Source organism: Streptococcus sp. 1559, from assembly GCF_013276735.1.
GTDB lineage: Bacteria > Bacillota > Bacilli > Lactobacillales > Streptococcaceae > Streptococcus > Streptococcus pseudopneumoniae.
The window spans coordinates 1-19239 of sequence record NZ_VMLO01000056.1; the positions used below are offsets into that span (position 1 = coordinate 1).

Sequence of the window (19239 nt, forward strand, 5' to 3'; positions counted from 1 at the left end):
AGTTCATACCAATGGGAGTGAGGCAGAACAAATGAATTATGCTGTCAAGTTAAATGAGAAGGCTCTATCTTTCATCTACTCTGTTATTCGAGGGCATTCTATTGATGGTTGGAAATTGATTGGTGGTACTTGGTACTATTATAAGAACAGTACGAAACAAACAGGTTGGCAAAAGATAAATGACACTTGGTACTATCTAGACGCCTCCGGTAAGATGCTCACAGATTGGCAAAAAGTAAATGGGAAATGGTATTATCTGGAAAACTCTGGTTCAATGGCAACAGGTTGGAAATATATACGAGGCAGATGGTATTACTTAGATAATAAAAATGGAGACATGAAAACCGGTTGGATAAAAGTGGGAGGAAATTGGTATTATCTCAATTCAAGTGGAGCAATGGTTACAGGTAGCCAAACTATTGATGGTAAAGTTTATAATTTCGCTTCATCTGGTGAATGGATTTAATATTGGAGGTATATATAAATGAAACTTTTGAAAAAAACTATGCAAGCTGGACTAACAGTAATTTTCTTTGGTTTGCTAGGGACCAGTACAGTATTTGCAGATGATTCTGAAGGATGGCAGTTTGTCCAAGAAAACGGTAGAACCTATTACAAAAAGGGGAACCTCAAAGAAACCTACTGGCGAGTGATTGATGGTAAGTACTATTATTTTGATTCTCTATCTGGAGAGATGGTTGTCGGCTGGCAATATATCCCGTTTCCATCTAAAGGTAGTACAATTGATCCTTACCCAAATGGTATCAGATTAGAAGGTTTTCCAAAGTCAGAGTGGTACTACTTTGACGAAAATGGAGTGCTACAAGAGTTTGTTGGTTGGCAAGAATTAGAGCTAAAATATTCCTTAACCGTTGGGAAAAAACATGGTGAAGGCTGGGAAGGTCCCGAAGTTCTTAAATTAGCATACTACTACTTTGATCAAGATCATTATTTAAAGACAGGTTGGCTTTATGATCAATCTAACTGGTATTACCTAGCAAAAACAGGAAATTCTGGGAATAAGAATCTTGGTGGTGAAAGACGTGTAGGTTGGATAAATGATGGTTCAGCTTGGTACTATCTAGATTCAGAAACTGGTATCATGCAAACTGGTTGGAAGCAAATTGGCAATAAGTGGTACTACCTCCGTTCATCAGGTGCAATGGCAACAGGTTGGGCTTATGTTGGTAATAACTGGTACTATCTTCGTTCATCAGGTGCAATGTCCACAGGTTGGGTGAAAGATGGTTCAATATGGTACTATCTAAATGCAAGTAATGGAGATATGAAAACAGGCTGGTTCCAAATCAATGGTAAATGGTATTATGCCTATGGTTCAGGTGCTCTAGCTGTTAATACCACAGTAGATGGTTACTACGTAAACTATAATGGTGAGTGGGTTAAGTAACGAATGCTAATCGTAACTGTAGTTGATACTTAACTTATTAAAAAGAGCTTTTTTCTACCATTTGTCAACTCTATCAATTTTTAAGAATTAAATGAGTCAAGACAGTAGCTATTCAGTATGTTTATCTACTGTAGTAGGTTGAAGAAAAACTAAGAATGAGAAAGGACGAAGTTAGTCCTTTCTTTTTTATGTGACTATACTTTCTATTCAAATGAGCTTTTAACCGATTGATTGAGCCAATCAACTCTTAAAACCAAAGAGCAATTTCTCGCTTAGCTGACTCTTCTGAATCTGAACCATGTACAACATTTTGGATAGTCTCATTTTCTCCAGCAGCTTTTGCAAAATCAACTCGAATAGTTCCTGGTAAAGCTTCTTCTGGATCAGTTGCACCCATCATGGTCCGCCAAGTTTCGATTACTTCGGGATCAGAAATGATACCTACAAGAACCGGTCCTGAAGTCATAAATTCACGAATCGGTGGGTAAAAACTTTGACCAACCAAGTCCTGATAGTGCTGGTCAATTAACTCTTCTGAAAGCTGTGTACGCAACTCCAATTTTTCAATTGTAAATCCACGTTGTTCGATACGTTTCAACACTTCACCCACTAGTCCTCTTTTTACACCATCTGGTTTAATGATAAAAAATGTTTGTTCCATACCTGTCTCCTTTGTCAGCTTCTTTCTTTTATTTTACCACATTCCATGGAAAAATGGAGAAAGTTTTCAGAAAAGCGAAAGAGAGCCCGAAGGCTCTCTCATTCTCTTTTATTCTACTGTTTCTTCCACAGTTTCAACGGCAGTATCCACAACTACTTCTGTTGTTTCTTCGTTTCCTTCTTCCTCTACTGGAGGATTAAGGTATTCTTCTTCGTTGATAGCATGTGGTTCAAGGTTACGGTAGCGAGCCATACCAGTACCTGCTGGGATGATCTTACCGATGATAACATTTTCTTTAAGTCCAAGGAGATGGTCTTTCTTACCACGGATAGCCGCGTCAGTAAGGACACGAGTTGTTTCCTGGAAGGAAGCCGCTGACAAGAAACTGTTGGTTTCAAGTGAGGCTTTGGTAATTCCCATGAGGACTGGGCGACCTGTCGCTGGAACACCACCTGCGATAAGGACATCTTTGTTGGCATCTGTAAAGTCATTGATATCCATGAGGGTACCCATGAGAAGATCTGTGTCACCTGGATCCATGACACGGACTTTACGAATCATTTGACGAACCATTACCTCGATGTGTTTGTCACCGATTTCTACCCCTTGGCTACGGTAAACTTTTTGTACTTCACCGAGAAGGTAAGTTTCAACTGACAAGACATCACGAACTGCAAGGAGACGTTTTGGTTGGATAGAACCTTCTGTCAGAGCAGCACCACGCGCTACTTGGTTCCCAACTTCAACACGCATACGAGCGGTAAATGGAACAACATATTCGCCTTCACCAGTTTCGCCCTTAACAAAGACTTTCTTGGTACGAGTTGAAGCATCTTCTTCGATAGCTGTAACTTGTCCTTTAACCTCTGTGATAACCGCTTCCCCTTTAGGATTGCGGGCTTCAAAGATTTCTTGGACACGAGGAAGACCCTGAGTGATATCGGTATTTGAGGCAACCCCACCCGTGTGGAAGGTACGCATTGTAAGCTGTGTACCAGGTTCCCCGATAGATTGGGCAGCGATTGTTCCAACTGCTTCACCAACTTCAACCGCATCACCAGTCGCCAAGTTGATACCATAACAGTGACGGCAGACACCGTGACGAGTGTTACATGTAAATACAGAGCGGATAGTCACTTCTTCCACACCAGCATTGACAATTTCACGCGCCTTGTCTTCTGTAATCAACTCATTTGGACCGATAATAACTGCACCAGTTTCTGGATGTTTAACAGTTTTCTTAGTGTAACGACCATTGAGACGCTCTTCGAGAGACTCGATCATCTCTTTTCCTTCTGCGATAGAACGGATCAAGAGACCACGGTCTGTTCCACAGTCGTCCTCACGGATGATAACGTCTTGGGCAACGTCAACCAAACGACGAGTCAAGTAACCTGAGTCGGCTGTCTTAAGGGCCGTATCGGTCATACCTTTACGGGCACCGTGAGTTGAGAAGAACATTTCGAGTACTGACAAACCTTCGCGGAAGTTTGAAAGGATTGGCAATTCCATGATACGTCCGTTCGGAGCAGCCATCAGACCACGCATACCGGCAAGCTGTGAGAAGTTTGAGATGTTACCACGGGCTCCAGAGTCCATCATCATAACGATTGGGTTCTTAGGATCTTGGTTGGCAATCAAACGTTTCTCCAATTTTTCACGAGCAGCACGCCATTCAGCTGTAACAGCATTGTAACGCTCGTCGTCTGTAATCATACCACGACGGAATTGTTTGGTGATTTGTTCTACACGTTTGTGTGATTCTTCAATGATTTCAGCCTTGTCATCAACGACTGGGATATCGGCAATACCCACTGTCAATCCTGCAAGAGTTGAGTGGTGGTAACCGAGGTTCTTCATACGGTCAAGTAGGGCAGAAGTTTCTGTCGTACGGAAACGTTTGAAGATTTCAGCGATGATATTTCCAAGATTTTTCTTCTTGAATGGAGGGTTAAGTTCAAGTTTACTGATTGCTTCCTTGATATCTCCACCAAGTGGCAAGAAGTATTTAGCTGGAACGCCTTCTGTCAAGTTGGCATTGTTTGGTTCTTGCAAGTATGGTAGCCCCTCTGGCATGATATCGTTGAAGAGAATTTTACCAACTGTTGTAAGCAAGACCTTATGTCTTTGCTCTTCTGTCCAAGGCTTGTTGAGGCTGTCTGTTGCGATACCAACACGTGAGTGGAGGTGAACATAACCATTGCGGTGAGCCATAACCGCTTCGTCACGGTCTTTGAAGACCATTCCTTCACCTTCGCGACCAGCTTCTTCCATGGTCAAGTAGTAGTTACCCAAAACCATGTCCTGAGATGGAGTAACTACCGGTTTCCCATCTTTCGGGTTCAAGATGTGCTCAGCAGCTAGCATGAGGATACGAGCTTCTGCTTGGGCTTCTTCTGAAAGCGGTACGTGGATGGCCATTTGGTCCCCGTCAAAGTCGGCATTGTAGGCTTCACAGACAAGCGGGTGCAAGCGAAGGGCCTTACCATCAATCAAGACTGGCTCGAAGGCTTGGATACCCAAACGGTGAAGGGTCGGTGCGCGGTTCAAAAGCACTGGGTGTTCTTTAATCACTTCTTCAAGAATATCCCAGATACGCTCATCTCCGCGTTCGACCAAGCGTTTAGCAGCTTTGACGTTTTGCACGATATCACGAGCGACGATTTCACGCATGACGAATGGTTTAAAGAGCTCGATCGCCATTTCACGTGGCACACCACATTGGTACATCTTAAGAGTTGGACCAACGGCGATAACGGAACGTCCTGAGAAGTCAACACGTTTACCGAGCAAGTTTTGACGGAAGCGTCCTTGTTTACCTTTAAGCATGTGGCTCAAAGATTTCAGTGGACGGCTACCTGGTCCTGTGATCGGACGACCACGACGACCATTGTCAATCAAAGCGTCAACTGCTTCTTGAAGCATACGCTTCTCATTTTGAACGATGATACCTGGTGCATTCAACTCAAGCAAACGAGCCAAACGGTTGTTACGGTTGATAACACGGCGGTAAAGGTCATTCAAGTCAGATGAGGCAAAACGGCCACCATCCAACTGCAACATTGGACGAAGATCTGGTGGAATAACTGGAAGGATGTTGAGAATCATCCATTCAGGTTTGTTTCCAGACTTGTAAAAGGCATCCAAAACATCCAAACGACGGATGGCTTTGACACGTTTTTGTCCAGTCGCTGTTTTCAACTCTTCTTTGAGTTCAGCAATTTCTTTTTCAAGATCTACTTGTTTCAAGAGGTCTTGGATAGCTTCGGCACCCATCTTGGCAACGAATGATCCATAACCATACTCACGCAAACGCTCACGGTATTCGCGCTCTGTCATGATAGACTTGTGCTCAAGTGGTGTATCCTTAGGGTCAATCACCACATAAGCCGCAAAGTAGATCACTTCCTCAAGGGCACGAGGGCTCATATCAAGGGTCAAGCCCATACGGCTTGGAATCCCCTTGAAGTACCAGATGTGAGATACAGGAGCTTTCAATTCGATATGTCCCATACGCTCACGACGAACTTTCGTACGCGTTACTTCAACCCCACAGCGGTCACAAACAATCCCTCTGTAACGAATGCGTTTATATTTACCACAAGCACATTCCCAGTCTTTTGTAGGACCAAAGATAACTTCATCAAAGAGACCTTCACGTTCTGGTTTCAAGGTACGGTAATTGATTGTTTCAGGTTTTTTGACTTCTCCATAAGACCATGAACGGACTTTACTTGGAGAAGCTAGGGTGATTTGCATACTTTTAAAACGATTTACATCAACCACTATTTCTTCCCTTTCTATTCTAAGTGAACTGCCTATTCTTGTTCAGCAGTTTCTTCTGTTGCTTCCGCTTTTGTTGCTTTCTCAGCTTCTTCAGCTTCAAAGGCTGCTTTAGCCTCTTGTGCTGCTTTTTCGCGGGCTTTTTCAAGGTCATCTACGTGGATGACATCTTCGTCCATTCCTTCATCCAAGTCGCGAAGTTCCACTTCTTGGTCATCTTCGTCTAGGACACGCATGTCAAGACCAAGAGATTGCAATTCTTTGACAAGAACTCGGAAGGATTCTGGAACACCTGGTTTTGGAATTGGTTTTCCTTTTGTAATAGCTTCATAAGCTTTCAAACGTCCGTTGATATCGTCAGACTTGTAAGTCAAGATTTCTTGAAGGACATTTGACGCACCGTAGGCTTCAAGAGCCCAAACCTCCATCTCACCGAAACGTTGTCCACCAAACTGGGCTTTACCTCCAAGTGGTTGTTGGGTAACAGTTGAGTAAGGTCCGACTGAACGCGCGTGCAATTTATCATCAACCATGTGGTGGAGTTTGATCATGTACATGACTCCAACAGAAACACGGTTATCAAACGGTTCTCCAGTACGTCCATCGTAAAGAATCGTTTTGGCATCACTATCCATACCTGCTTCTTTAACGGTTGACCAAAGATCTTCAGAACTTGCTCCGTCAAAGACTGGTGTTGCAATGTGGATACCAAGAGTACGAGCCGCCATACCAAGGTGAAGCTCCATAACCTGACCGATATTCATACGTGATGGCACCCCAAGTGGGTTCAACATGATGTCGACTGGAGTTCCATCTGGAAGGTAAGGCATGTCTTCTACAGGAACGATACGAGAGACAACCCCTTTATTTCCGTGACGTCCGGCCATCTTATCTCCGACCTTGATCTTACGTTTTTGAGCGATGTAGACGCGAACCAGCATATTGACACCTGATTGCAACTCATCTCCATTTGCACGTGTAAAGATCTTAACATCACGAACGACACCATCGGCACCGTGTGGTACACGAAGAGAAGTATCACGCACTTCACGAGATTTATCTCCGAAGATAGCGTGCAAGAGACGTTCTTCAGCTGAAAGGTCCTTCTCACCCTTAGGTGTTACTTTACCTACAAGGATATCACCTTCTTTAACCTCAGCACCGATACGGATAATACCCATTTCGTCAAGGTCTTTAAGGGCATCTTCACCAACGTTTGGAATTTCACGAGTAATTTCTTCAGGCCCAAGCTTTGTATCGCGTGTTTCTGATTCGTATTCTTCAAGGTGAACAGATGTGTAGACATCGTCTTTGACCAAGCGTTCGCTCATGATAACGGCATCCTCGAAGTTGTAACCTTCCCAAGTCATGTAGGCAACGATTGGGTTTTGTCCAAGCGCCATTTCTCCATTTTCCATAGAAGGTCCGTCAGCGATGAAATCGCCTTTTTCAACGACATCGCCAACTTTTACGAGAGTGCGTTGGTTGTAGGCAGTACCTGAGTTTGAACGACGGAATTTTTGGATGTGGTAAACGTCCAATGAACCATCTTCACGACGAACTTCTACCTTGTCAGCATCTGCGTACGTAACTTTACCATCATACTGAGCAATCACAGCAGCTCCTGAATCGTGGGCTGCTTGGTATTCCATACCAGTACCAACGTAAGGTGCTTGAGGATTGATCAATGGCACAGCCTGACGTTGCATGTTGGCTCCCATGAGGGCACGGTTGGAGTCATCGTTTTCCAAGAAAGGAATACATGCTGTCGCAACGGCAACTACCTGTTTTGGTGAAACGTCCATGTAGTCAACAATATTCGCTGGATACTCTTGGTTGACCCCTTGGTGACGTCCCATGACAATCTTCTCAGCAAAGGTTCCATCTTCGTTCAGACGAGAATTAGCCTGTGCTACAGTAAATTCATCTTCTTCATCGGCTGTCAACCAAACGATTTCGTTCGTAACAACGCCTGTTTCACGGTCAACTTTACGGTATGGTGTTTGAACAAAACCATACTTGTTCAAATGTCCGTAAGATGACAAGTTATTGATCAAACCGATGTTAGGTCCTTCAGGTGTCTCGATTGGACACATACGACCATAGTGAGTGTAATGCACGTCACGAACTTCATATCCAGCACGGTCACGTGTCAAACCACCAGGCCCTAAGGCTGATAAACGGCGTTTGTGAGACAACTCAGAAAGCGGGTTGTGTTGGTCCATGAACTGTGACAACTGTGATGAACCAAAGAATTCTTTCACCGCAGCTGTTACAGGACGGATGTTGATAATTTGTTGCGGTGTCAAGACTTCATTGTCCTGAACAGACATACGTTCACGGACATTACGTTCCATACGAGAAAGTCCAAGACGTACTTGGTTGGCAAGCAATTCACCAACCGCACGGATACGACGGTTTCCAAGGTGGTCGATATCATCTACACGGCCAAGTCCTTCAGCCAAGTTGAGGAAGTAGCTCATCTCAGCAAGAATATCTGCAGGAGTGACGATACGAACCTTGTCATCTGGATTGGCATTACCAATGATTGTTACGACACGGTCTGGATCAGTTGGAGCAACAACCTTGAATTTTTGAAGAACAACAGGCTCAGTCACAACGGCTGCATCATTTGGAATGTAGACAATCTTGTTCAAATCACCATCCAAATGGCTTTCAATGCTTTCAATCACACTACGAGTCATGATTGTACCAGCTTCTACCAAGATTTCGCCTGTTTCAGGGTCTACCAATGGCTCAGCAATAGTTTGGTTGAGCAAGCGTGTTTTGACATTGAGTTTTTTGTTAATCTTGTAACGACCAACGGCTGCCAAGTCATAGCGACGTGGGTCAAAGAAACGAGCCACAAGCAAGCTACGTGAGCTTTCAGCTGTCTTAGGCTCACCTGGACGAAGGCGTTCGTAAATTTCTTTCAAAGCTTCGTCTGTACGAGAGTCCATTGGGTTCTTATGGATATCTTTTTCAACAGTGTTGCGAACCAATTCACTATCACCAAAGATATCAAAAATTTCATCATCACCTGAGAAACCAAGCGCACGAACCAAGGTTGTAAATGGAATCTTACGAGTACGATCGATACGAGTGTAGGCGATATCTTTTGAGTCGCTTTCAAGTTCCAACCAAGCTCCACGGTTAGGGATAACCGTTGAACCGTAACCCACTTTACCGTTCTTATCTACTTTGTCATTAAAGTAAACACCTGGCGAGCGAACCAACTGAGATACGATGATACGTTCACCACCATTGATGATGAAAGTACCCATTTCTGTCATGATTGGGAAATCACCAAAGAAAACTTCTTGGGTCTTGATTTCGCCTGTTTCTTTATTGATCAAGCGGAATGTTACAAAAATTGGTGCTGAGTAGCTAGCATCGTGGATACGAGCTTCTTCTAGCGTGTATTTTGGTTCCTTGATTTCATATCCAACAAATTCCAACTCCATTGTGTCTGTGAAGTTTGAAATTGGCAATACATCTTCAAATACTTCCTTAAGACCGTGATCTAGGAAAGCTTTGAATGAATCAGTTTGAATTTCAATCAAATTTGGTAAGTCAAGAACTTCTTTAATTCTTGAAAAACTACGACGGGTACGATGTTTCCCGTATTGAACGTCATGTCCTGCCAAGATGATTCTCCTTTGTAAATAAGTTCCAAGCCTTGTCAATCAGGCTTTCTAATCGTCATATGGTTATAAAACCCCTATCACCGTGTCCCTTTGATAAATTTTCAGAATCTTTAAGTCTTTGTTACAAATACTCGAAATCCTGAAAAAAAGCACAAAAAGAGCAGCTAAATCTGACTTTTCAGAAGATTTAACTGCTGTGAGTCCTGTCTGGACAATATTTCAGACAAAACCTACGACAAATGATTACTCATATTATACCCTATTTAGCTAGATTTTTCAAGGGGATTCAGTAGTTTTTTGGTAATTTTTTCCCATAGAAAACTTGGCATCACATTCGAATCACACTATGGTACAAAAAACTGAAAAAGCTATTGACTGAAAATCATTTTCAAGGTATAATAAGAAACGTTAAGGCGGTATAGCCAAGTGGTAAGGCACGGCTCTGCAAAAGCTTGATCGTCGGTTCAAATCCGTCTACCGCCTTCTATAACTTGATTTATCAGGTTTCAAATGAACAGAAAGCCCAATTTGAAGGGCTTTTTTATTTTTCTTCTGATAAATACGGATAATTTTGAAAAACTTTTGGGGCAAAGTTCTTTCCATGACATAATTCCCTCATGAAATCAACTGAAAAAAGCTTCGTCACACCTGGTGACAAAAGCCTCTAGTTTACTCTGTTTCTTCTTCTATTTCAACTTCGGTAATTTGGACTTTTACCTTGGTAACACGTCCATTTTTCACTTTATCATTGGTTAAGATAAGTTGTTTGTTTTGGCTGACCAATTCATAGCTAAGTTTCTCAGTCGTCGGAATGGTCCCCACTCCTGTCAAATAGTAACCAGCAATGGTATCAACGTCATCACTTTCCAGTTCAACATCAAAGTAATTATTGAAATCATTGAGGGTCATCGTTCCTTGAACAATGTAGGTATCCTCGCCAATCTGATGAACATCTATTGCTGCTTTGTCCGTTTCATCATCAATTTCACCAACAATTTCCTCTAAGAGGTCTTCCAAAGTCACCAAACCAGCCATACCACCGTATTCATCCAGCAAGATTGCCATTTGTCTTTGGGTATTGCGCAATTCTTTTAGCAAGTCATCCACAAAAATAGTTTCAGGTACAAAAAGTGGATCTTGTAAGATTTTCTTCCAAACAATATTATCAAAACCATCCACAAAACCAGCCTTAAGGAGACTCTTGGTGTGAATGATTCCAATTACATTGTCCTTATCCCCATCGTAAACTGGTATACGGGAAAAGTTTTGTTTTAAAATACTTTGGATAATGCTTTGACTATCATCCTGAATATCCACCATAAAAGCATCTGTCCGAGGAACCATAACCTCTCGTGCCATCAGTTCATCGAGCGAAAAGACACCTTGTAGCATCTCAATCTCATCAGCATCCAACGTTTCTTCACTATTTGTCAGCATATAGGCAATTTCATCACGGGTCATCTTTTCATCCGCATCATCGAATGACATAGGAGTCAAATGGCTCAAGAAATTGGTCGAAGCAGCTAAAAGCCAAACAAAAGGACTGACTAGTTTTCCGATCCCAATGATAACCGGCGCTGTACGAATGGCCAAGGCATCCTTTAGATTAAGAGCGATTCTCTTAGGATATAATTCCCCAAAAACGATGGAAATATAGGTCAAAAATGCCAAGGATAGAAAAGTTGCCACGGCTTGTGCTGTTTCGCTATTCCCAAGCCAAGAGGCAATCACACGTCCTAGAGTATCAGCTAAACTCGCCCCTGATAAGATTGTAATCAGGGTGATTCCTACCTGAATGGTTGATAAAAAGTGGTTAGGATTTTCTAGTACCTTCAGCAGGCGGATGTAGCGTCTGTCTCCTTCTTCCGCCTTTTGTTCAACTCGGGCACGATTAAGAGAAACCATGGCCATTTCTGTGGCTGAGAAAAAGGCATTTAATACCGTCAAGATAAACAATAAAACAAATTGTAGCAACAAATTCTGACTACTTGGGTCTTCCATAGTTCTTCTCCTAAAATAGTATCTTATCCTTTATTATATCACAAAATTTAATCCAATACATATTATTTTTTTCTTAGCGTAACTTCTCAAAGTAACTTCCATCTCTCTCCCAAAACTGGAAGTTAGTTTTAGAAGTTACCATTTTTTCTTAGTACCTACTCTAGCCCTACTTAAACTAGAAAAAAGAACTCCTACATCCATAAGTGATATAGGAGTTTATCTTATCTTTTACTGATACTCTTCGAAAATCTCTTCAAACCACGTCAGCTTTATCTGCAACCTCAAAGCTGTGCTTTGAGCAACCTGCGGCTAGCTTCCTAGTTTGCTTTTTGATTTTCATTGAGTATGAGTTACAGTTACTTCTCCAGTTCGGTAATCCAGTTGAAGCCCCTTTTGAACATTGGGAACTAGAACATTAAATTCCAATTCTCCATCTGAAGACTTGGCTTCAATCTGTGAAGCTGAAGGAACTAAATCCTCGTTTGAAGCGTAGTAAAGGGTTACACGGTAACGGACACGCTTGTTTTGGTCCAAGGCTTTACGCACCTTACTTTCATAGTAGTTTTGACCAGTCGAATCCTCGGCCTGCGCCTGATTTGCCCAGGCTGTCTGAACAGCAATGTTTTTAGGATTGCTTGTCGAGGCATCAAAACCATCCAAACCACCGATTAAGGCATAGCCTAACAGATGACCTCTATCGACTGCATGGGTATAAGAGCCCTTTAGATTCTTGACCTGATGCCAGCCTGGAGGAGTCCATGAAGTCGAACCATTCCCAGTTTCTTCACGATTCTTGTACTGACGAGTAGCCTTAGACAAGAGGGCATTAGCCACGGTTGGTACGGTCTCCTTGCCCACCGTCTTTGTTTTATTATCAGCGTAGGGCTTACTTGAAACCTTGGCATTTAGGTTTGTTTTATTACCATTGACGATAAAAGCACCTGATCCGTTCCACTCCAGACTCCCTTTTACTTGGTTTTTGACTGCGTCTGTTAAGACACTCTCTGCCAATGCTTGACTAGGAGCTTCAGACGCTTGTTTTTTCTGACTAAGCTTGGTTTTAGGACTATTAGGTGCCGACTGCATCTGCTTGATATAATAGCTCCCTGTAGACAAAAGCAATAACACTAGCAGTCCGATTAGTGTCTGTCTTGTTTTTTTGTTCATATTTCTCCTTATCTTTAGAAAAAGGCTGGTTCTCCAGCCTAATTTCCTGTAAATTTATGAATCAATTCCTGCCATTTTGCTGGAGACAGGATAGCCCATGGATCTTGACCCTTGCCCAAGATTCCATAACCTACCATTAAACCGATTCCTAGAGCCAGAGTACCTAAAATCAGTACTATGATGACTAAAAGTAAACGCTTGACTACGTAGCTTGATTTCTTATTCATCTTCATCACTTGCCTCAATCCGCTGAATCTTAGCACCTAGCTGCGCCAACTTCTCATGGAAACCGTAGTAACCTCTATCCAAGTGAACCAATTTACCGACCACAGTTTCTCCCTGTGCTACCAAACCTGTCAAAATCAAGGCTGCACTGGCACGAAGGTCAGTAGAAAGAACTTCCGCTCCCTGCAAAGGTTGACCACCAACAATACGAGCTGTATCACGGATAATCTCAGAATGCAAGCCCATGCGACGCATTTCTTCTAGATGTTGGAAACGATTTTCGAAAACTGTCTCCACCATAGTTGATTCCCCTTTTGCGACTGTCATCAAGGCTGTAAATTGAGCCTGCATATCTGTTGGAAATCCTGGGTGGGGCAAGGTTTTCACATGAACAGCTTTTAGATTTTCTAGTTGAGAGCGAACGCGAATTCCTTCCGTCTCCTCCGTCACTTCCACTCCCATTTCAAGCAATTTGGCAATCAAGGGACGGTTGTGCTCCCAGACAGCATCTTTAATCAAGACATCACCACCAGTCATGGCAGCAGCTACCATAAAGGTTCCTGCTTCGATACGGTCTTGGACTACATTGTGAGTCGTACCATGAAGTTTCTCAACACCGGTAATGGTAATGGTCTCTGTACCAGCACCCTTAACCTTAGCTCCCATTTCATTAAGGAGAATGGCTAGGTCAACAATCTCAGGCTCACGCGCAGCATTTTCAATCACTGTCATCCCATCAGCTAGGGTCGCTGCCATCATCAAGTTCTGCGTTGCACCAACACTTGGAAAGTCCATATAGATATGAGCGCCATGCAAGCGTTCTGCCTTGGCTTCGATGTAACCAGCTGTCTGACTAATCTTAACCCCCATAGCTTCCAGACCTTTCAAATGAAGATCAATAGGACGGCTACCAATGGTACAACCACCTGGCATGGATACCTTGGCATGACCCACACGGGCAAGGATTGGCCCTAATACAACGATGGAGGCGCGCATCTTGCTGACATACTTGTAAGGGGCTTCCTCAGTGATGTCGCCAGTAGCATCCACCTCAACAAGATGGGCTTCCTCATCAAAGTCAACCTTGGCATTCAAACCACCAACCACCTGATTCATAATAAAGACATCCGACAAGATCGGTACATTCTGTAAGACTGTCTTTCCTTCACTTGCTAGAATAGTCGCTGCCAACAAGGGCAAGACTGCATTCTTTGCTCCTTCGATGGTTACACTTCCTACCAGACGATTATCGCCACCTTGAACAACAATTTTGTCCATACTCGTTTCCTTTACTCTTGATTTTATAATAATCCTCTAAGCGCTTCTTGCCACAAATGATACAGGCTGATAAAGAAAGAACTCAAGATATAGCCCATTACAATGCTGAAAAAACCTACTAATAAACGAACTTTTCTTGTATTCTCAGCTGTCACTTTTAAAACCTTTTCCCATCTAACAAGATCCTTTAAAAGGTAAAAACTCACATAAATAAAGAGCATGTGACTGCTTAGAGTGAATAATAATTGAACCATTTGACTATTATACCATCTTCTCTGTTTGTGCGCTAGTTTGGAAACTTCACTTAAAAACTAGGGATTGTTTTTCAAGTAATCAATTGCATCTTGTAGGGTTTTAACGGGCACGATTTTCATATCTGTCTTGATTGTTTTGGATGCTTCTAGGGCTGTTTGGTAGTTGTTTTTTGCATCCGGGTGTGCTTTTTGTTCTTCTTCGCTAACAGGATTATCAGGGGCAAAGAAAATAGCGGCACCTGCCCTAGCCGAAGCTACAACTTTTTTATCAATACCTCCAATATCCCCCACATTCCCATCGCGGTCAATGGTACCTGTACCAGCAACAATACGACCATTACGAAGATCTGGGTGAGCTATTTGAGTATAGATAGCTAGACTAAACATGAGACCAGCACTTGGGCCGCCAATACCAGCTGTTGAAAAGCTAATTGGGACATTGCTGATTACCTCTGTACGATCAATCAAGCCGATTCCAATCCCATTTTTTCCATTTTCCAAGGTGATAATCTTTCCTTCTGCAGACTTGGTTTGCCCATCCTCTTCATAGGTGACCTTGACGGAGTCCCCTAATTTTTGAGAACTGACGTAATCAATCAAGTCTTTGGAACTATCAAAGGTCTGATCATTGACTGCTGTGACCGTATCAGAGATATTGAGAATCCCTTTAAAGGTTGAATTATCCGTCACATTCAAAACATAAACGCCAAAGTACTTGAGTTCGATATCCTTACCAGCTGTTTTTAGTCCTTGATACTTGGCCATATTTTGCGATGTTTGCATGTAGAATTGATTGATTCGCATAAATTCAACATCGGAAGAACCACCTGTAGTCTCCTGAGCACTACGAATATCTGTAAAAGGTGTCAACCAAGCATAAATCATATGAGCTAAAGTGGCATGTTGAACACCAACCGTAACGAATTGATAGGCACCAGCTTCCTTATCTTCTGTGTCATTTACTTTAAGGACTTGGCGAATATCTTCCGAACCACCTGGAACCTCTATATAATAAGGCAAGGGCACTACAAATGCCAAGAAAGTCACAATCAAGGCCGCAATGACGTATAAGGGCCATCTAATCTTTTTTTTCATTTCTTATTTCCTCCAAAATACTCTCGGGAACATAGCAGGCAATATCCTGACCAAACTTCAAAAGCTCTCTAACGCCTGATGAACTGATATAGAGATGTTCAGGTCGACTATGTAAATAAATAGTCTCTATATCAGGAGACAGCTGATGGTTGTAGTAATCAAAACTGGCTTCGTATTGCAAATCCGACGCATTTCTCAAGCCTCGCACTAGGCAAGTAGCCCCCAGTCTTTTTGCGACATCGACCACCAATTCATCATGAGAAGACACGACTTTAACATTTCCCAAATGTTTCACAGCCTTTTCTAACCCCCGTTTACGATTTTCGATAGGAAGAAATCCTTGTTTGTGGGGATTAAAAAAAATACCGACATAGAGCTTATCAAAGAGTCTGCTCGCCCGTTCAATCATATCCAGATGCCCATTTGTCATCGGATCAAATGAGCCTGTGAATAAGCCAATCTTATCTGACATAGACTGTCACCTTACTAATTCCATAAATCTTTTCCTTCCAGATACCCAGACAGGCAATCTCTTCTGGAAGTTCAACGGCCTTATCCGTCTCGCACACAACCATAACATCTTCAGAAAAAAGCTCTCTCTCAGCCATTTTTTCAATATCTGCTACGATTTGTTCCTTGGCATAGGGAGGGTCTAAGAAAACGAGGTCAAATTCCCCAGATACCTGTTCCAATGCCCTCTCTGCATCCATCTTGAGGAGTTGAAATTTTCCAACTTCCTTGGTCATCTGGATATTTTCAGCCACGATGGTCTGAGCCTTACGGTCTCGCTCCACCAAAACAGCACTGGACATGCCACGCGATACTGCTTCGATAGATAAACCACCACTACCTGCATAAAGGTCCAAGACTCGTCCCCCTTCAAAGTAGGGACCAATCATGTTAAAAATGGCTCCCCTAACCTTATCCGAAGTAGGTCTTGTTGTCTTGCCTTCTAGTGTCTTGAGGGGACGTCCCCCATAGATTCCTGATACGATTTTCATACTGTTTATTATACCAAATTATAGACAAAAAGAGAAAGAAAACCGAACCTTGCGGTTCGATTCTCTACAAAATATTTTCGTAAGTATCGCGGACTTCTTGAGGCCAAACACTTGTTTGCACTTCTCCGATGTGTCTCTTGCGAAGTAGGAACATGGCCATACGAGATTGTCCAATTCCTCCACCGATTGTCAATGGGAATAGGCCATTCAACAAAGACTTGTGCCATTCCAATTCCAAGCGGTCTTCATCACCTGTAATTTCCACCTGACGTCTAAGAGTTTCTTCATCTACACGAATTCCCATAGAAGACAACTCAAAGGCTCCACCTAAAGACTCATTCCAGACAAGAATATCACCATTTAGACCCTTGTAGCCATTCTCAGACTCGCTTGTCCAGTCATCATAGTCTGGTGCACGTCCATCGTGCGGTTTACCATCTGGCAACTCGCCACCGATACCAATCAAAAAGACGGCTCCAAATTCTTTACAAATCGCATTTTCACGTTCTTTAGGTGTCAAGTCTGGGTAGCGTTCTACCAATTCTTCTGTATGGATAAAGGTGATTTGTTTTGGCAAGATAGACTCGATGTCATAGCGAGCTTCAACAGCTAGCTCAGTCAGGCGAATAGCCTTATAAATCTTCTCAACTGTTTCTTTTAGATAAACGATGTTACGCTTACCATTTGGGATAACCTTCTCCCAGTCCCACTGGTCAACATAAACAGAGTGGGTTGCATCCAAGGAATCCTCATCTGGACGAAGGGCTTTCATGTGGACAAAGAGACCCTCTCCTTCACCAAAGCCAAAACGAGCCAAGGTGTGGCGTTTCCATTTAGCAAGTGAGTGCACCACTTCATAAGTAGCATCAGGGATTTGGAGAACCTTGACCGATACTGGATTTTCCACACCAGACAGGTTGTCCTGCATTCCGTCACCGACCTTACTCAAGATAGGACCTTGAACTTCGACAACTTCTAGCTTATCTTTCAAATACTGGGTAAAAGTGTTTTTGACAAAGGAAATTTCTTCTTGTTGATGGATAAAACTTTTCTTCATAGACAACTCCTCAAAAATTTAATAAACATATTATACACCTATTTCCAAGAAAAGAAAAGAGAAAATTTTAAAAAAATCAGTGTCACTCAAAACACTGATTTTATAGACCTTTTAATCATTACGACCAAAGATACGTAAAATACTTAGGAAGAGATTGATAAAATCAAGATAGATACTGAGAGCCATTGACACCACCCAGCCTGTCGCTACACGACCTTGTGATTGTTCATAGGCGAGGCGAATCTTTTGGTTATCCCAAGCAATCAGTCCTGAGAAAACCAAGACCATGGCTATGCTAATCATATAATCAAAGAAACCGCTAGACAAGAAAATATTGACTATCATAGCAATAATCAAACCGATCAGAGCCGCCATCATAGCTCGACCAAGACCGCTCAAATCTTTCTTGGTGAAGATACCAACTGCAGCCATGACAAAGAAGAGAAGGGCGCTCGATACAAAGGCAGATAAAACTGTACCCGGAGTATAGAAGGCTACCACAAAACTAAGGGTAAAACCGTTTAAAACAGAGTATAGCAAAAATACTGGAAGAGCAGCTGGACTATTTCTTGAAGCCATGCTACTGGCAACGAAAACCAAGGCCAATTCTGCAAAGGTTGCAATGGTCAACCAGAGACGCCCCTGCATCAAAAAGTAAAGCAACTGAGACTGAAAGACCGTCAACATAAGGCCTGATACCAGAGCAGATAGTCCGATTCCCAGACCAACAAAGGCATATACCTTAGCGTAAAATTGATTGAGACCTACACGGTCATGTATAATAGTGTGATTCATCTTTTCTCCTTTTCTATGAACATCTTTCCTTGATTATAACAAAAAAAGTTAAAATTAGCTTAAATGGAAAATCAAAATACCAGCTGCAATGGCAACATTCAAACTCTCCGCCTGCCCCTTCATGCTAATATGGACCAACTGGTCTGCACTTTCAGCCATAAGGGGACTAATTCCTTGGCCCTCATTTCCCATGACTAGTACAAAATTTTCTATAGGAGGCAGTTCTCTGTAATCAACAGAATCTTTAGATAGGGTTGTAGCTAGCACAGGGATAGCTGCCTCTTTGGTTTCCTTAAGGAGCGCTTGGCTAGTCATCCGGTAAATAGGCAGATGAAAATGACTGCCTTGCATGGAACGTAAGGTCTTGAGACTGTAGATATCTGCCGATTTATCTGAAACAATCACTCCTGTAAAGCCTGCTGCATCCGCAGTTCGAATGATGGTTCCTACATTACCAGGATCTTGCACATCTTCCAAAAACAAGAACTTGCCCTGACTAAAGTCAGCTTGTCCTACTTCTTCTTTTTGAACCACCGCAACGATTCCCTGTGGAGTCTGAGAATCCGCCAAATCTAGTAAAATATCCTCTGACACCCAGATAGTTTGCGGAAAAGCAGCTAACTGATTTCGGTAACTTTCTAGGGCAAAGATTTTCTCAATCGTCACTCCAGCTTGGACAGCTTCTTCAAACAAGTGCCAGCCTTCAATCAAATAGGCAGACTTGCGGTATTTTTTTTGGTGTAATTTCTTAGCATTTTTTACCACAGAATTGGCTTTTGAGGTTATAATAGTCATAGAAATATTATAACACAATCAAAGGGGTTTGGTATGCAAAAGGTTATACTGGACTAAAATCAAAAAACATCT

Annotated in this window: 15 protein-coding genes, 1 tRNA gene and 1 pseudogene; 3 read left to right on the top strand and 14 right to left on the bottom strand. The window is 42.5% G+C overall.

Features of this window, described 5'->3' with window-relative positions; all coding sequences use genetic code 11:
• Positions 1–466, top strand: a pseudogene (locus tag HT688_RS11845) (choline-binding protein G); the annotation flags it as partial.
• An 18-nt stretch (positions 467–484) separates the two neighbouring features.
• Positions 485–1408, top strand: a complete 924-nt coding sequence (cbpJ, locus tag HT688_RS07745; protein WP_000771145.1) for a choline-binding protein CbpJ — start codon at positions 485–487, stop codon at positions 1406–1408.
• A 247-nt stretch (positions 1409–1655) separates the two neighbouring features.
• Here the strand turns inward: cbpJ and ndk are convergent, their stop codons facing one another.
• From ndk to rpoB, 3 genes are all read right to left on the bottom strand, one after another.
• Positions 1656–2069 carry a nucleoside-diphosphate kinase gene (gene ndk, locus HT688_RS07750; protein WP_000438299.1) on the bottom strand — a complete coding sequence of 138 codons (414 nt, stop codon included), beginning with the start codon at positions 2067–2069 and terminating at the stop codon, positions 1656–1658.
• A gap of 108 nt (positions 2070–2177) precedes the next feature.
• Complete coding sequence (gene rpoC / locus HT688_RS07755; protein ID WP_050208229.1) at positions 2178–5855, bottom strand: DNA-directed RNA polymerase subunit beta'; 3678 nt, start codon at positions 5853–5855, stop codon at positions 2178–2180.
• Positions 5856–5887: 32 nt separating this feature from the next.
• Entirely contained in the window at positions 5888–9499 is a 3612-nt protein-coding gene (rpoB, locus tag HT688_RS07760; protein WP_050223224.1) for a DNA-directed RNA polymerase subunit beta, read from the bottom strand.
• A gap of 412 nt (positions 9500–9911) precedes the next feature.
• Here rpoB and HT688_RS07765 point away from each other — a divergent pair.
• Positions 9912–9982 (top strand) — tRNA-Cys (locus HT688_RS07765).
• A 186-nt stretch (positions 9983–10168) separates the two neighbouring features.
• On the opposite strand, the gene HT688_RS07770 is transcribed toward HT688_RS07765, so the two are convergent.
• From HT688_RS07770 to HT688_RS07820, 11 genes are all read right to left on the bottom strand, one after another.
• Positions 10169–11500 carry a hemolysin family protein gene (locus tag HT688_RS07770; protein WP_000390030.1) on the bottom strand — a complete coding sequence of 444 codons (1332 nt, stop codon included), beginning with the start codon at positions 11498–11500 and terminating at the stop codon, positions 10169–10171.
• Between the two features lie 336 nt (positions 11501–11836).
• On the bottom strand, positions 11837–12667 hold the full coding sequence (gene endA / locus HT688_RS07775; protein ID WP_001036782.1) for a DNA-entry nuclease EndA: 831 nt from the start codon (positions 12665–12667) through the stop codon (positions 11837–11839).
• Positions 12668–12705: 38 nt separating this feature from the next.
• Positions 12706–12894: a DNA-directed RNA polymerase subunit beta gene (locus HT688_RS07780; RefSeq protein ID WP_001036519.1), complete on the bottom strand. Its 189-nt coding sequence runs from the start codon at positions 12892–12894 to the stop codon at positions 12706–12708.
• Complete coding sequence (murA, locus tag HT688_RS07785) at positions 12887–14170, bottom strand: UDP-N-acetylglucosamine 1-carboxyvinyltransferase (RefSeq protein WP_000358021.1); 1284 nt, start codon at positions 14168–14170, stop codon at positions 12887–12889. Before murA ends, HT688_RS07780 begins: the two co-directional genes overlap by 8 nt.
• Before the next feature lie 23 nt (positions 14171–14193).
• Entirely contained in the window at positions 14194–14424 is a 231-nt protein-coding gene (locus HT688_RS07790; protein WP_023933289.1) for a DUF1146 family protein, read from the bottom strand.
• 57 nt (positions 14425–14481) lie between these two features.
• A complete protein-coding gene (locus HT688_RS07795; protein WP_007284885.1) occupies positions 14482–15519 on the bottom strand; it encodes a SepM family pheromone-processing serine protease in 1038 nt (345 codons plus the stop codon).
• Positions 15503–15991 (bottom strand): pantetheine-phosphate adenylyltransferase, encoded by a 489-nt coding sequence (coaD, locus tag HT688_RS07800; RefSeq protein ID WP_001280764.1) that lies wholly within the window; start codon positions 15989–15991, stop codon positions 15503–15505. Before coaD ends, HT688_RS07795 begins: the two co-directional genes overlap by 17 nt.
• Positions 15981–16520 (bottom strand): 16S rRNA (guanine(966)-N(2))-methyltransferase RsmD, encoded by a 540-nt coding sequence (rsmD, locus tag HT688_RS07805; protein WP_000706960.1) that lies wholly within the window; start codon positions 16518–16520, stop codon positions 15981–15983. The genes coaD and rsmD overlap by 11 nt, the downstream gene beginning before the upstream one ends.
• A 64-nt stretch (positions 16521–16584) precedes the next feature.
• Entirely contained in the window at positions 16585–17577 is a 993-nt protein-coding gene (gene asnA, locus HT688_RS07810) for an aspartate--ammonia ligase (RefSeq protein WP_000747993.1), read from the bottom strand.
• A 111-nt stretch (positions 17578–17688) separates the two neighbouring features.
• Positions 17689–18372 carry a Bax inhibitor-1/YccA family protein gene (locus tag HT688_RS07815; RefSeq protein ID WP_172923690.1) on the bottom strand — a complete coding sequence of 228 codons (684 nt, stop codon included), beginning with the start codon at positions 18370–18372 and terminating at the stop codon, positions 17689–17691.
• Between the two features lie 54 nt (positions 18373–18426).
• A complete protein-coding gene (locus HT688_RS07820; protein WP_050107537.1) occupies positions 18427–19167 on the bottom strand; it encodes a TrmH family RNA methyltransferase in 741 nt (246 codons plus the stop codon).
• Positions 19168–19239 lie beyond the last annotated feature (72 nt).

Coding starts and splice junctions, on each gene's coding strand:
- cbpJ (WP_000771145.1), top strand. CDS start 485: ATGAAACTTTTGAAAAAAACTATGCAAGCTGGACTAACAGTAATTTTC.
- ndk (WP_000438299.1), bottom strand. CDS start 2,069: ATGGAACAAACATTTTTTATCATTAAACCAGATGGTGTAAAAAGAGGA.
- HT688_RS07770 (WP_000390030.1), bottom strand. CDS start 11,500: ATGGAAGACCCAAGTAGTCAGAATTTGTTGCTACAATTTGTTTTATTG.
- endA (WP_001036782.1), bottom strand. CDS start 12,667: ATGAACAAAAAAACAAGACAGACACTAATCGGACTGCTAGTGTTATTG.
- HT688_RS07780 (WP_001036519.1), bottom strand. CDS start 12,894: ATGAATAAGAAATCAAGCTACGTAGTCAAGCGTTTACTTTTAGTCATC.
- murA (WP_000358021.1), bottom strand. CDS start 14,170: ATGGACAAAATTGTTGTTCAAGGTGGCGATAATCGTCTGGTAGGAAGT.
- HT688_RS07790 (WP_023933289.1), bottom strand. CDS start 14,424: ATGGTTCAATTATTATTCACTCTAAGCAGTCACATGCTCTTTATTTAT.
- HT688_RS07795 (WP_007284885.1), bottom strand. CDS start 15,519: ATGAAAAAAAAGATTAGATGGCCCTTATACGTCATTGCGGCCTTGATT.
- coaD (WP_001280764.1), bottom strand. CDS start 15,991: ATGTCAGATAAGATTGGCTTATTCACAGGCTCATTTGATCCGATGACA.
- rsmD (WP_000706960.1), bottom strand. CDS start 16,520: ATGAAAATCGTATCAGGAATCTATGGGGGACGTCCCCTCAAGACACTA.
- asnA (WP_000747993.1), bottom strand. CDS start 17,577: ATGAAGAAAAGTTTTATCCATCAACAAGAAGAAATTTCCTTTGTCAAA.
- HT688_RS07815 (WP_172923690.1), bottom strand. CDS start 18,372: ATGAATCACACTATTATACATGACCGTGTAGGTCTCAATCAATTTTAC.
- HT688_RS07820 (WP_050107537.1), bottom strand. CDS start 19,167: ATGACTATTATAACCTCAAAAGCCAATTCTGTGGTAAAAAATGCTAAG.